A 13,738-nucleotide genomic window follows, 5' to 3' on the forward strand; every position below is an offset into this window, starting at 1 on the left:
CGATGACTCGCACCTGGTGGCGGAGCTGGGCCTGCGCGTGAAGCTGGGCGACACCATCGTCGCGACAGGGGGCGGTTCCGTGAGCTACACGGTTCCGGCGCAGACGCCTGCTGGCACCCTGCTGAGAGTCGAGGCCTGGGCGAAGGATGCTCGGGGCCACCTGAAGGAAGTCTTCCAGCAGCGAGAGGTGACCGCGCCCGTCATGGGCCATGAGGCCATCGTCCATGGGGGGCTCTTCGAGGGAGCGCGTGATGTCGCGGTGCTGGGGGATCTGGTTGCTGTCGCGACCGGGACGGGAGTCTCGCTGGGGCGGCTGGTCCACTCCGGGCCCGATGCCTTCGTCACACCACTGGGGTCGGCGCGAGTCGAAGGGACTCCCCGGGAGCTGGCCGTCCTGGGGCAGCACTTGCTCGTGGCGGTGGAGCAGGGGGGCGTCTTTGCCCTGGATGTCTCCAGGCCCGAGCTGCCGCGAGTCGTGGGGTGGTCCGATACGAGTGACGTCACGTCGCTCAAGGCGGGGAGTCGAGCCTTCGCGGTGAGGGGTGGCGAACGGCTATTCGAGTTGGATCTGTCGAGTCCCGCGGTGCCTGGCTTCGTCTATTACGTCGACAGGCCTGTCATGGTGGGTGCCGCGCCGTTGCTGGCGGTCACCGGTGAGCGGATGTTCCATGCCTTGGGCTCGCGGCTCTACGCCACCCAGGTCAGCGTGACGCCTCCGGCTGATTACATCGCCGCGCTCTCCGCTCAGTTCACGGGAACGCCTCTCGTCGTGGACGTGGAGGGTGGCACTGTCGTGGTAGGGACGGACATCGGCATTCAGGTCGCCGCTCTCGAGACCTCGAGCCTCACCGCGCAAGGAAGCGTGGTGCTGGGCGTCGGGGCCCGTGCCCTGGCGGTGGCCCAGGGGCGGGCCTATGTGGTGGGGACTGACGGCATCCTGCGCGTGGTTGACGTCCGCGAGCCTCATGCACCCCGCGTGGTGGGGCGTGAACCTCTCGCTGCCCATGCGCTCCGCGTCTCAGGGGGGCTGTTGTTGGCCGCCACGGACGCTGGGCTCGTACTGAAATCGTTGGTGGATATCGCAGACGTGGCGACCGTGGCTACGCCGGGAGCGTGGGCAACGACGGACGCTGTCGTGGGCCTCGCGCCCGCCCGCCGTGGTGTCATCGTGGCCGCCGGCCTGGGTGGTGCATCGTTGGTGGACGTGGGCCTGCCGTACCGACCGGTGCGGCAGCAATCCGTGTCGACCCGGACGGCGATGCGTCAGGTGGAGCAACTGGGCGCGGACACCTTCCTTCTGGATGGCAGTTCGCTATCGGTGCTGACGCAGCGGACCCTGGATGGCCTGTACGCCGTGGATAGTCTCCGGGATTCGCGACTGGCGACGCTCGGTGGGGTGGACCGGTTCCAAGTCAGGCCAGGTCGGCTGTGGTCGGTGGGGGCGGGCGTCGTTTCGACAGCGGCGCTTCCCGGGGTACTGACTGTCAAGCAGTTGGACCTGCAGGGGCCCGCGCTGGATGTGGCCGGAGACGCGCGTCGGGCGTTCGTGGCTCGTGGGGGCGCTGGATTGACGGTGGTCGAGGTGGACCCGACGGGCGAGCTGTTCCGACGCGCGAGCGTGACGACCGAAGCCATCCACGCCGTGGCGCTGGAAGGTGAGTTCATGCTCGCCGGTGGCACCGCTGGTTTCCGCGTCTACACCCTGAACAGCGCGGGGGCGCTGGTGTCGCGAGGACAAGCGGGAACTCAGTCGCCCGTTCGTCGCCTCCGGATGGCGGGACGTCTGGCGGTCGTCACGACCGAACAGGATGTGCAGCTCTGGAACATCGAGCCGGCCTCGCCCGTATTGCTGGCGCGGTACGCCGCGCCGGATGCCAGGGACGCGGTGGTCGCGGGCGAGAGCGTGGTGGTGGCGCAAGGCAACGATGGGCTGCGTGTCTTTGACTCTCCCGCAATCCTTCCGGCGCCCATCGCGGAGCTGATGGGGCCCGCGGGGCCGCTTGTCACGGCGCCTGGCGAGTTCGTGACGTTCGAGGCGAGGACCTCTGGCGCGATGGTGGACGACGCTGAACTCCTGGTGAACGGCCAGCATTGGGCCCGGATCGAGCCCGGGCTCTCAACCGTAGGACAGTGGCGGATGCCGTCGTCTTCCGTTCAGGGAACGGAGTGGACGCTGCAGGTTCGCGCCCGTGGAGTCGGTGGAGTGACTGGCGTCTCCGAGCGCCGGGTTGTCCGCGCCGGAGTGTCTCCCTTCGAGGAGCCGCTCGCGTTGGCAATCGACCGCCCCGGGGATGACACCGGATATCATTCGGGAGAGCCCATCATGGTCTCAGCGAGGATCTGGGGCGGACATCCTCCGTATACGGTGAGCACGAGCGTGAATGACCTCTTCCTGGGGATGCTCACGTCGACCCCAGGTTCAGGAGGTCGGTACGAAGGTTCGATGCGTATGCCGCCGCAGTTGCAGGGTGGGGCGACCCTGCACATCGAAGTCATGGACAGCTCGGGTCAGTCACTGCGTAAGTCGAGGGTCATCCAGGCGGAGGCCACAACAGGCGTTCCCGGTGAGTTGCAGGGGCTGCCGGAGCGCTTGTTCGTGTCACCCGTGAAGAATCGCATCCATCTGTCCGCCGTGGATGATGGACCGAACGTTCTCCGGCTTTACGTTGACGGGGTCGTCGTGGCGAGCAGCTACCAGCGATGGGGTGGCAGCGAGAACGAGCTGGACTACGAGTTGGAACTTCCGACGAAGCTGCCGGGCGACACAGTGTGGCTGCGGGTCGTTGTCGAGGACACTCTGGGACAGAAGCTGGATACGGGGGAGCTGAGGTATGTCCTCAAGCCCCTTGTGGCCATCCCGACCATCGACGACTTCTATGCTCAGAGCGGCATCATGGAGGGAACCGCGACCTCCATTCATGTCGAGGCTTCCGATGTCGATGGAGACCTGGAGGGTGTGAGTGTCTGGGCCATCTTCGGAGCGACCTACATTGATCGCCTGCGAATCGAAGGCGGCTCAGCTCCTGCGCACATCATTCAGGTTCAAGGAGGCGTGCTCGACGCGTCGTTCATCGTGCCCCTCCTCTCCGACCCTCGAATGGCGGGTCAGAACACACTGGTGCTGATGGCAGTGGGAACGGACCTGGCAGGCCATGAGGTGCGGCGGTACATCCAAGTCGATGTAAACGAGGATGGGCCGCCAAGCATCTTCATCAATCCCAGGGGGTGGCCCCTCTCCCTGGCCGCAGGATATCCTATTGAATTCATCGCCCACGGGGAGGACATCTCTGGAATGGCTGGGATGACGATGGTCGCGACCCTGCCAGACGGGACCTCTGTCGAGGGGACCGTGACCTGTCCGTCTCCGACCACGTGCGAGGGGACGGTGGGTCCGCTGGTGCTCACGGAAGGAGACCTTGTCGTGAGTGTCCTGGCGACAGAGGTGGGCGGCAGGATTGCGACGCAGACGATGTCCTATCCGGTCGCGGCCAATGCACCGCCCAGAGTCGAGCTTCAGGTGGGGCCGAGCTATGGCGTCGTAGGGACCTCCATGCGAGTCGATGCCAAGGCATTTGACGAGAAGGCGCTCGCGTCGATGAACATCCTGGCCAACGGGGTCTCCTTCGCGGGCGCGGGTCCTCAGGAAGTGCAGTGGTTCGGGCTCTCCTTGACTGGATCGTACATTCCCACCGAGGTGGGCTCCGTGACGTTCTTGGCGACGGCGATGGACTTCCCGGGATTGGTTGGTAGTTCGTCCACCGTGGAATTGCCTGTGTTCCCTGCTGGGGCGGGAGCGTCCTGTAGTGCGGCGGTTGTCATGCCCATGGGGTCGTACTTCTATCCGACGGGTGTGCAGGTGAATCCGTACTTCACGCACCCCTGCTTCGGTGCATCCTTCTGGGGTTTGGGGTCGTGGCATTCGCTTCCATTCGATGGGCCTGTCGAGAGTCTCAGTCTGGAGTCCACGAACCGCCTGCCAGAACTGTTCGTCCAGGACATGACTGGGATTGAGGGATGCACCCCTGTTTCCGGTACGGTGACCTGTCGTTACTCTTCAGCAAGCTATGGACTCAGGACGGGGCCGCTTTCGAAGGACGCGAAAATCTTCATTCCCCAGATGCCCTTCAACCAGGGGATCAGGATCAGCGCTGCGGAACTGGGGACGGGGGCATTGTGTGTTCCGTCTTCGGAGTCGTTCACGTGCGCCCGTGGCACCTGCCAGTCCGTGGGCACGCCAGAATCGCCGGAGTATCGCTGCCAGAGCAGGCAGTGCGATGACGGCGTGAGCAATGGGGATGGGGATGACGTCGCGGACTATCCGAACGACCCGGGCTGTGACTCACCGGAAGATGATGATGAGACAGACCAGGGGCCTCCGCCTGAGTGCTCCGACAACGTGGACAACGATGAGGACGGGCGCAAGGACTGGCCCGAGGATCTTGGCTGCGGGAGCGCCGCAGGGGAGTCTGAAAACGGGATGGGAGAGACCTGTTCCGAGCCGATTGAGCTGTTGACCGCCATGGAGGAGAGCGCGACCCAGGCCGTGCTCACGTTCGACTTCGGAGTTGCATCGAACGATGAGTCGTTGGTCTGCTTGCCACCGGGCTCTGCACTGGGTGACCGCGTCATTGGCATACTCATGCCTGGACCGGGCTCCATTTCCCTCTCGGGCGATGCGCAGGTCCTTGGATTGTCATTGCGGAACGCTTGTGCCAACTCGACTCGGGACGCGACATGTCGAGCGCGGCAGGCTGGCGAAACCAGCGCTGTCTCCACGGGCTTGTGGGTGGACCAGCGTGGGCCGGTCTACGCCGTGGTCGAGGGCACGGGTGTGGGCCAGGTTGAAATCAGTGGATTCTTGGACATGGATTCAACCTGCGACCCTTCGCAGCCGTGGTTCCCGTGTAGCGATGGGCAGGGGTGTTTCCCTCGGGTGGACCCGGGTGGAGGCGTGTCCTCTTCGGAGTTCCAGTGTCGGGCTCCCCGATGCAACGACTTCGAAGATGGCGATGGGGATGGTCGGAACGACTTCCCTTATGACCCAGGATGCGTGGACCCGTCCGACGACGACGAGACGGATCCCGTTCCGGTGCCGGCCTGTGGTGACTCATTGGACAACGAGCCTGAGGGATTCAAGGACGGCCAGATCGACTTTGGCCAGTCGGGGGGCCCGATGGAGGACCCGTCGTGCATGAGCGCGGCGGATGACGACGAGTTCTACTGCGGTGAGGTGATCTCCACCGCGAACCTGCCACTGTCCTCGCTGGTCGTTCAGGGACGACTGCTCAAGTCAGGCAAGTACGTGAGAACCTGCGTGTCGCTGTCCGCCGCGCATGCCAACGCCTATGACTTTATTGCCCCCGTGCCAGGGGCCTACCGGTTCCGGGTCGAAAGCGCGGCCACTGCATACCTTTCCCTGCGGAAAGGAACGTGCAGAGGGGAGAGCTTCGAGTCGTGTCAATCCACGGCGGAGGGAGGAGCCGCCGAGTATGTGCTGTCCCTCGCCGCCCACGAACATGTCGTGGTCATCATCGATAGCAGGGAGGCCGCTGACTTCTCATTGAGGGTCGACATGCCCTTCTCTTGCGGCAATGGCGTCGATGACGACGGCGACGGACGCATCGACTACCCCAATGAGCCCGGGTGTGAGTCCCCGATGGATGCGGATGAGCAGGACCCTTCTGCGCCTCCGGTTTGTTCCGATACTGTCGACAATGATGGAGATGGGCGTGTCGACTACCCCGCCGATCCGAAGTGTGGGTCGGCGTCGGGAACGACGGAGCGTGTGAGTTGCCAGGGGGTCGAAGGCATCGTGCTGACCGACCCGTTGCCCATCTGGACGACAGCGAACACGTCAGGTGTGAGCCGCATCGACCACGATGCCTGTGGCTATGGATCGACGGGGCCAGAGAAGGTGTATTTCTGGGTGGCGCCTCAAGCGGGCACGTACCGGATTGATACGGAGGACTCCAGCATCGGGACAGTGCTCGCGGTCTACCCGGCGTCGTGCCGTCCCGAACAGGCCATGGTCTGTGACGGGACTCCTGCGAACAGCGACTACCCGACGCAGGTTGAGGTTGACCTATCGGAGGGCGAAGCCATCAACATCGTCGTGGATGGCCTGTCCTCGGAGGACGAGGGAAGCATCCGCCTCAGCATTCGCCGACTGTAAGGCTGGCTGTCGTGTGGAGAAAGCTGGCGTCCTGCATGTCGGCTCGCAGGACGCCAGCCGTGGGGTGTCTCCAATGGAGCAGTCGATGGGGTCTCGGCGATTCTTCTATTTCCTTCCTCGCGGCGGCGAGCCGCTGGCACTTCGTGATGCTGTGCGTGCATTGACGGCTGCGGGGATGGTGTTTGGCCCCATGGCGTTTGTCGGGTCGATGGGTGGAGATGGTGTCCTGAGGTCACCACGTGAACTTCGGCCTGGTGGTTCCAGGGGCGCGGTCTCTCTGGAGTCGTTGATGCTGGCGAAAGAGGAGTACGTCGAAGTTGAATGGTGAGACATTCTGCTGTTGATGACGTGTGTGTTCTGCTTGGGCAGCCTGATGTGTGTGGCCGCTTGGAAAAGAAACACTGATGGGACGAAGTCCGTCAGTCGGGAAGCCTTGTATGGTGGTGACCACCCGGACCTGCGCGTCGAGCAGACCTATGGCGCGGATGGTCGGCTCACTCCCAGCACGGAGACGTACGCCCTGACGTTCGGTACCACAGACGACCTTACGCGCCGGGCACTCGTCATCGCGTCGACGAGGGACAAGGCCCATGCGCGGGCCGCGAGCGTGAACAACGCCCCATCACGATCAACCGCACCCCCGCGGACCTGGGCTGTACCTCGACTCGGGCCGCACTGCCCCGTTGTCCGGCACTGTGATCGTGGGATGCTGGCCGTCGAAGCAGGGCCCGCTGAGGGGCGGCGCCGCTTCCACAGGACCTGGGCAGGTCGGACCAACCGGAGGGCTTCAGCGTCGCAGCGCCACAGGGACGCCACGCCGGCGCGTCAGCCACTGTCCGCCACACGGTGCTGCGAGCGGAACCCCTTGGGAAATCAAGGGGTTCCGCTATGACCCCGACAGGAATCGAACCTGTGGCCTGCGGTTTAGGAAACCGCCGCTCTATCCAACTGAGCTACGAGGTCGGACGGCTAAAGCTGCGGAACTACTTGTACTTTCTGATGAAGGGCCGCCACCTTCGGCGAGTCCTTCACCCCGGTACGTAAGCAGTACGTAACCGGCTAGCGCGTTATAGCAGGCGGCTGGAGGCGTGCAACGAGAGTGAGGCCCTGGCCGAGCTGCCACTCTCCGGGCGGCGCCCCTGACGCCTATCCGACAAAGGGGGAGGCAGCCGATGCGCTCTGCCCAGCGGGGACCAAGTTGCCCGCTTCCTCGCCCCAAGGCCGAGGGACGCAGCGGGCGCCACCACCGCCCTGCGCAATGGCAAGAGGCCCGCTGGGGGTGGAACCTCCGCGTGCGCCGCGTGAACCTTCTGGTGCTACCGCCCATGTTCCAAGCACATCGGCTGGCCAGTGAAGGGCCATGACCTCGATGAGTGAAGGAGGTCTTGTATGCGTCGTGCTGATGCACGAGGGCCTTCGATCTCCCCTCTGTGATGCCGCCTTGAAACAACTGTCCATCCCAGCGTGAGAGGTTTCTGCCCGAGGATGGCGGAAACGCATGCCGGATCACGAAGTTTCATGGAGGCCCATCAGAATCCTGAGCCGCCATTTTCTTGGGGCGGACGAGGCGCGGGGCTGAAACCGGTGGCAGGTATGCAATGGTACGTGGATTGCTTGTTGGGGGCGACTCTTCACGAGAATGGAGTCGTGCGGATGTTCTGGAAAAGAATGGTTGTCATTCTGGGAATCGGTGTCGGGGCGGTGGCTTGTGGTGATAGCGACAACGAGGGTGGAGGGGAGCCGTTGACGCCCGAGGAGTGTCTCGCAAAGGGAGGGAGTCCACTGGGAGATCCGGGAGATGGAAGCACCCACAGGGACGGGTGTCCTCTGGGGCAGCGGTTGCTCGGAGACCTCGTGTTCGGCGAAGAGGGAGGCATCTGCTGTAAGTAGTCGCCACCCAGATGTTCAGCCGCCCATTTCCCGTGGGGGGCGACTGCTCGGGGACCTGGATGGCCCAGGTCCCGACAGTGTCATGGCTCATTCTCGCGAGCCATGTCCGCCTGTCATTGCTGCCAATCCCTTCCCTTGGGCAGCTCTCTGGCCCGTGCCCTGGCACCGCTTCGTGTGTTTGGGATTCCATCGAAGCGCCCACGTCCGCGGTGACGCGATTGAGGGAGCCGAAGGCACCCATCACGAAGAATCGCTTGCTGTCGTGAATCCAAAAGGACCCTGGAGCCACGAGTTCAGGCTCGGGACCTTCGGAAGGGTTGCAAATGGGCTGCTGGATGCCTGCTCGACCGCTTCGGGCCCGAGAAAAGGGTCCTCGCTCGGGAACAAATTCGCCCCGGACCCTGTCGATATGTACGAACGTACACATGGAGGGTATCTTCTCCCTGAGCCAGGAGTCCCATGGCGACCCGACGAAACGACCCCGACCGACGCGACCGCATCATTGACGCCGCGCTCTCGGTCATCGCGGAGGGTGGGGTGGCGGGCACTTCGCACCGGCGCGTCGCGGACCGGGCCGGGGTGCCTCTCGGCTCGATGACCTACCACTTCACGAGCATGGACGAGCTGCTGCGCGAGGCCTTCACCCGCTTCGCCGAGCGTGTCAGCGAGCGCTTCGCTGCGCGACTCTCGGCGGTCGCTTCTCGTGACGAGCTCGCCACGGCCATCGTCGACCTGGTTCACAAGGACCTCGTGGCCGGTCCCGACGACCTGGTGCTCACGCTCGAGCTCTACACCCTCGCGGCCCGGAAGCCCGCCTTCCGGAAGATCACCCACGACTGGATGCGCCGCAGCCGCGCGGTGCTCGAAGAGCACGTCGACGCGCGAACCTCCCACAAGCTCGACGCCTTGATTGAAGGCCTGTTCATCCACGTCAGCCTCGACCCGACACCGCACGGCCGCGACGTCACTCGCGACGCCGTGCTCCAATTCCTCTCATCCTAGAGCCGCTGCCTCATGACCATCCCCCTCCGCCCCCCGGTGCTCCGCGAGCACCGAGCGGCCCGCGCCGCCGTCGCGGTGCTGTTCCTCACCAATGGCGCCATCTTCGCCAACCTGTTGCCGCGCTATCCGCAGATCAAATCCGACCTCGGGCTCAGCAATGCCCAGTACGGACTCGCCGTCGCGGCCTTCCCGTTCGGAGCCCTGGTGGCCGGACTGGCCGCCGGAGCGCTCATCCGTCGCTTCCGCTCGTCACGGGTCGCCGTGGCCGGGACGGTGCTCACGGGGCTGGGCGTATTGTGCGCTGGTGTCGCGCCCTCGTGGGTGGCGCTCGCGGTGACACTCTTTCTCGCTGGCAGCATGGATGCGATCACGGACGTGGCCCAGAACTCCCACGGTTTGCGGGTGCAGCGTCTCTATGGCAGGTCGATCCTCAATGGGTTCCACGCGGTCTGGAGCATTGGCGCCGTGCTGGGGGGACTCATGGGCGGGCTCGCCGCGGGGCTCAACGTGCCGCGTGGCGTCCACCTGGGTGTCTCGGCCCTGGTCTTCTCACTCGTGTCGTTGACCGCCCTGCGCTACTTGCTGCCCGGCCCCGAGCCCACTGCGTCCAATGTCTCATCCGAGGCCGCGTCGCATCTGGAGAGTGACCCGGCACGCCGTGGAGCGCCGGGTCGACTGCGCCTGGGGCTCGTGGTCGCCGCGCTGGTCCTGATTGCCCTCGGCGGAGCGCTCGTCGAGGACGCGGGGTCGACCTGGGCGGCTGTCTATCTTTCCGGCACGCTCGGCGCGGGCGTCGCGGTCGCCTCGTTCGGATACGTGGCGCTCGTGGGTTCGCAGTTCGTGGGGAGGCTGCTCGGCGACAGGTTCGTCGACAGATTCGGACAGCGCGCCGTGGCTCGGGCAGGAGGCGTGCTCGCGGCGGTGGGCATGGGGGCGGCTCTGCTGTTCCCGTCGGTGCCCGCCACCATCGCCGGGTTCGCGCTCGCGGGCTTCGGAGTCTCGACGCTGGTGCCCGCCGCCATGCACGGTGCTGACGAGCTTCCCGGACTGCGACCTGGCACGGGCCTCACGCTCGTGAGCTGGTTGATGCGCCTGGGCTTCCTCTTGTCTCCTCCCGTGGTCGGCCTCGTCGCCGACGCCGTGGGACTTCGCGTGGGGCTGCTCGTGGTGCCGCTCGCTGGCGTGCTCGTGCTGACCTTGTCCGGAGTTCTGTCTTCCACCCGCCTCCCTGAGAAGCGGTCCGGCTGAGCGGGCCGCACAGGGGGCCGGAGCCACCATCCATCGCGGAACACTGCCGCGAGTTGCACGGGGCCTGTCGCCAGGGCCCTGGCTTCGGAGGGGCGCGCGCAAGTACAACCCGGGTTGTCAGGCGGGCACGTCGCTCGCCGCCCCTGGACCCATGCTCGCCAACCTCCACAACGCCGACATTCCCCAACCCGTGCTCGACGTCATCGCCCGGCTGCGAGAGCTGGGCCACGCCGTGTATCTGGTGGGCGGCTGCGTCCGGGACATGGTTCGCAAGGTCCACCCGAAGGACTTCGACGTGGCCACCAGCGCGCTCCCCGAGGAGGTCCAGCGCGCCTTCCGCAAGGTCATCCCCACGGGCATCCAGCACGGCACCGTCACCGTCGTGCAGGGCGGCACCCATGTCGAGGTGACGACGTTCCGCTCGGAAGGGGACTACCTCGACGGACGGAGGCCCAGCTCCGTCGCTTTCGAGCGCGACATCGTCAAGGACCTGTCCCGGCGCGACTTCACCATCAACGCGATGGCCTACAACCCGCTGGACCGCGACCTCGCAGACCCGTTCGGCGGCCAGACGGACCTCCAGGCCCAGCTCATCCGGTGCGTGGGTTCGGCCCTGGAGCGCTTCTCCGAGGATGGTCTGCGCCCCATGCGCGCGGTCCGCTTCGCCGCGGTGCTCGGCTTCTCGCTCGACCCGGACACCCGCGACGCCATTCCCGCGACCCTCGCCGTGTTCCGCAAGGTCGCCCTGGAGCGCGTGCGCGAGGAGCTGACCAAGTTGCTGCTCTCTCCGCGCGCGGAAGGGGGGCTGCTGCTGCTCGCGGAGACGGGGCTGCTGGACGTGTTCCTCCCCGAAGTGGCCCGAGCCACCCCGGAAGCCGCCCGGCTCGCGCGCGCCGCGGTGCAGGCCGCGCCGAACGACATCGAGATTCGCGTGGCCGTGCTGCTCGCGGACCTCGTCGACCGCGCCCAGGCTCGTGACATCGGCCTGCGGCTCAAGTTCCCCAACAAGGTCGCCGACCTGGTGGCCCTGCTCGTGGAGACCGCGAAGCTGGAAGAGCGCTTCTCGGACACGGACTCCTCGTTGCGCCGCCTCCTGGCTCGCGTGGGGCTCCCCCAGCTTCCGCAGCTCCTCGCGGTGGCCCGGGCCCGCGTCCAGGTCCGTGCCCCGGAGCGCCTGCCAGACCTGGATCGCCTGTGCGCGCGGCTGGAGGCCCTCGCCGCCGCGAAGCCGCCCCTGGTGCCCAAGGACCTGGCGCTCACGGGGGGCGACATCATGGCCACGCTCGCCGTCGGCCCGTCGCCCATCGTCGGCGAGGCGACACGCTTCCTCATGGACTCGGTGCTCGACGAGCCCGCCCTGAACACCGCCGAGGGCCTCAAGCAGCGGCTCCAGGCCTGGCAGTCGGCTCGCACGGGGGCCTGAGCCCGGCCGGTGGGCGGCCCTCCCACCGGGCTCCGGGGTCGGGTTTGGGGGGCTCCCCCCGTCCTCCCGCGTGCGCCCGGACGCTGGGGCGTGTAGGAAGGGGCACCATGCGAGTCGTCGTTGCGATGAGCGGCGGGGTGGATTCCTCGGCCGCTGCCGCCCTGCTCAAGGAACAGGGCCACGAGGTCATTGGCATCACCCTGCGCGTCTGGTCCTACGAGGGCAAGGCGAAGTGTGGGAGTTGCTGCAGTCCGGACGATATCGATGACGCACGCGCCGTCGCCCAGACGCTCGGGATTCCGTTCTACGTCGCCAACGCGGAGGAGATCTTCCAGGACCGCGTCGTCAATCCCTTCGTCCAGTCCTACCTCGGTGGGCGCACGCCCATCCCGTGCGTGGCCTGCAACCGCGACGTGAAGTTCAACTTCCTCCTCAAGCGCGCCCGAGCGCTCGGAGCGAGGCTTGCGACCGGCCACTACGCGCGTGTGGAGGAGACCGACGGCCGCTTCGTCCTGCGCCGCGCCGTCGACGCCGCGAAGGACCAGAGCTACTTCCTCTTCACGCTCGGCCAGGACGAGCTGCGCGACATCGTCTTCCCCGTGGGGGACATGACGAAGGCGGAGGTCCGCGCCGTCGCCGAGCGCCACGGCCTGACCACCAGCCACAAGCCGGAGAGCATGGAGATCTGCTTCGTGCCGGACGGTGACTACGCGGGCTTCGTGGAGAAGGTCGCCGGCCCCCAGCCCTCGGGCGAGATTGTCGATGGGGACGGCCAGGTGCTCGGCACCCACCAGGGCATCCACCGCTACACGGTGGGGCAGCGCAAGGGGCTCAACCTGGGTGGCGGACAGGTGCGCTACGTCCAGCGACTGGAGCCGGAGACCCACCGCGTGGTGGTGGGCAGCGCCGAGGAGACGGGGCGTGATCGCTTCGGGCTGCTCCAGCCCCACTGGGTGGATGCGCCACCGTCCCCGGAGACGCCCGTGGAGGTCCGCATCCGGCACCGCCACGCGGGGGCCGCGGGACGTGTGGAAATCTCGCCCCATGGTCTCGTTTCGGTGAAGTTGGATGCCCCCGCGCGAGCCGTCACCCCAGGACAGGCCGCGGTGGTCTACGCTCAGGACAAGGTGCTGGGTGGTGGTTGGATCGTCTGAGCTCGAGTCGTCTTGAGGAGGAAGCGGGACATGGCGCAGCGCCTCATGGGATGTCTGCTCGTGGCCGCGACCGCGAGCCTGGTCACCGCCTGTAAGGAGCGCTCGGACAAGCCCATCGCCGGGTTGCTCGCGGCGGGGGCCCCGGTGCTGCGTACGCAGGGCAAGGAGCAGCGCACCGTCGCCGTCGGTGCCCAGCTCACGGGGGACGCGCTGCTCACGGCCACCGGTCCCGCCGTGCTCGAGTACTTCGGCGGAGGCCTGCGCTTCCTCGAGAAGGGCGACACGCTGGAGATTGGCGACGCGGACGAGGCGAAGCTCCACGGCTCCAACCTCCCGGCGCACCGGTGGGTGGAGGGCAGCGTGCAGGAGGCGCCTCGCGCGCTGCGCATCGTCGCCGCCCGCTACACCAACGTGCAGGTGACACCCAAGAGCGCGCACGAGGACGCGTACACCTCCACGCAGTACTTCGTCGCCTTCTTCACGCCCAACGGCTTGCAGCGGCTGGGCTCGGACACCGATCACGAAGGGCCGCACACGCCGCTGCCCGCGCCGCCGTTCCGTCCGAAGGTCCCCTTCATCCATGCGGGAGACCTGGGGGAAGGTGGGCTGGTGGCGGTGGTGGATGATGGCTTCGCCGTGGCGGAGACGGATGACCTGGCCACCGCCGTGCTCCTGGAGGGGCGCGAGGTGCCCCTGGGCCGCACCGTCCGCCTGCTCGTGCCGGATGGGGCGGAAGTCACCTTGAGGGCGAAGGACGGCTCCGAGGTCGAGGTCGAAGGCCCCGCCGACCTGCGCCTGCGCTGAGGCGTGGGGCAGGGTGGTTTGTCCTCGCGGGTGCGCCTTCTGTAG

The 13,738-nt window shown here is 66.5% G+C and carries 6 protein-coding genes and 1 tRNA gene (1 of these 7 running past the window's edge); 6 read left to right on the forward strand and 1 reads right to left on the reverse strand.

What is annotated here, in order from left to right; translation table 11 throughout:
* Nucleotides 1-6,172, forward strand: the 3' end of a protein-coding gene (locus tag HUA74_RS16735) for an Ig-like domain-containing protein (RefSeq protein ID WP_174455318.1). It extends 25,931 nt beyond the left edge of the window; the window shows 6,172 of its 32,103 coding nt (coding positions 25,932-32,103); the start codon falls outside the window, past its left edge; it ends in the stop codon at nucleotides 6,170-6,172.
* Between the two features lie 889 nt (nucleotides 6,173-7,061).
* Here the strand turns inward: HUA74_RS16735 and HUA74_RS16740 are convergent.
* Nucleotides 7,062-7,135 (reverse strand) — tRNA-Arg (locus HUA74_RS16740).
* A gap of 1,386 nt (nucleotides 7,136-8,521) precedes the next feature.
* On the opposite strand from HUA74_RS16740, the gene HUA74_RS16745 reads away from it, so the two are divergent.
* The 5 genes from HUA74_RS16745 (at nucleotide 8,522) to HUA74_RS16765 (ending at nucleotide 13,693) form a co-directional block, all read left to right on the forward strand.
* A complete protein-coding gene (locus HUA74_RS16745) occupies nucleotides 8,522-9,064 on the forward strand; it encodes a TetR/AcrR family transcriptional regulator (protein WP_174455319.1) in 543 nt (180 codons plus the stop codon).
* Nucleotides 9,065-9,076: 12 nt separating this feature from the next.
* Nucleotides 9,077-10,312 (forward strand): MFS transporter, encoded by a 1,236-nt coding sequence (locus HUA74_RS16750; RefSeq protein ID WP_174455320.1) that lies wholly within the window; start codon nucleotides 9,077-9,079, stop codon nucleotides 10,310-10,312.
* 151 nt (nucleotides 10,313-10,463) lie between these two features.
* Nucleotides 10,464-11,735: a CCA tRNA nucleotidyltransferase gene (locus HUA74_RS16755; protein ID WP_174455321.1), complete on the forward strand. Its 1,272-nt coding sequence runs from the start codon at nucleotides 10,464-10,466 to the stop codon at nucleotides 11,733-11,735.
* 107 nt (nucleotides 11,736-11,842) lie between these two features.
* The gene (mnmA, locus tag HUA74_RS16760; RefSeq protein ID WP_174455322.1) at nucleotides 11,843-12,889 is read left to right on the forward strand and encodes a tRNA 2-thiouridine(34) synthase MnmA; all 1,047 of its coding nucleotides are present in this window, start codon (nucleotides 11,843-11,845) and stop codon (nucleotides 12,887-12,889) included.
* A gap of 30 nt (nucleotides 12,890-12,919) precedes the next feature.
* Entirely contained in the window at nucleotides 12,920-13,693 is a 774-nt protein-coding gene (locus tag HUA74_RS16765; RefSeq protein WP_141647738.1) for a hypothetical protein, read from the forward strand.
* Nucleotides 13,694-13,738: the final 45 nt, after the last annotated feature.

It is taken from the genome of Myxococcus sp. CA051A (assembly GCF_013336705.1).
Taxonomy (GTDB): domain Bacteria; phylum Myxococcota; class Myxococcia; order Myxococcales; family Myxococcaceae; genus Myxococcus; species Myxococcus llanfairpwllgwyngyllgogerychwyrndrobwllllantysiliogogogochensis.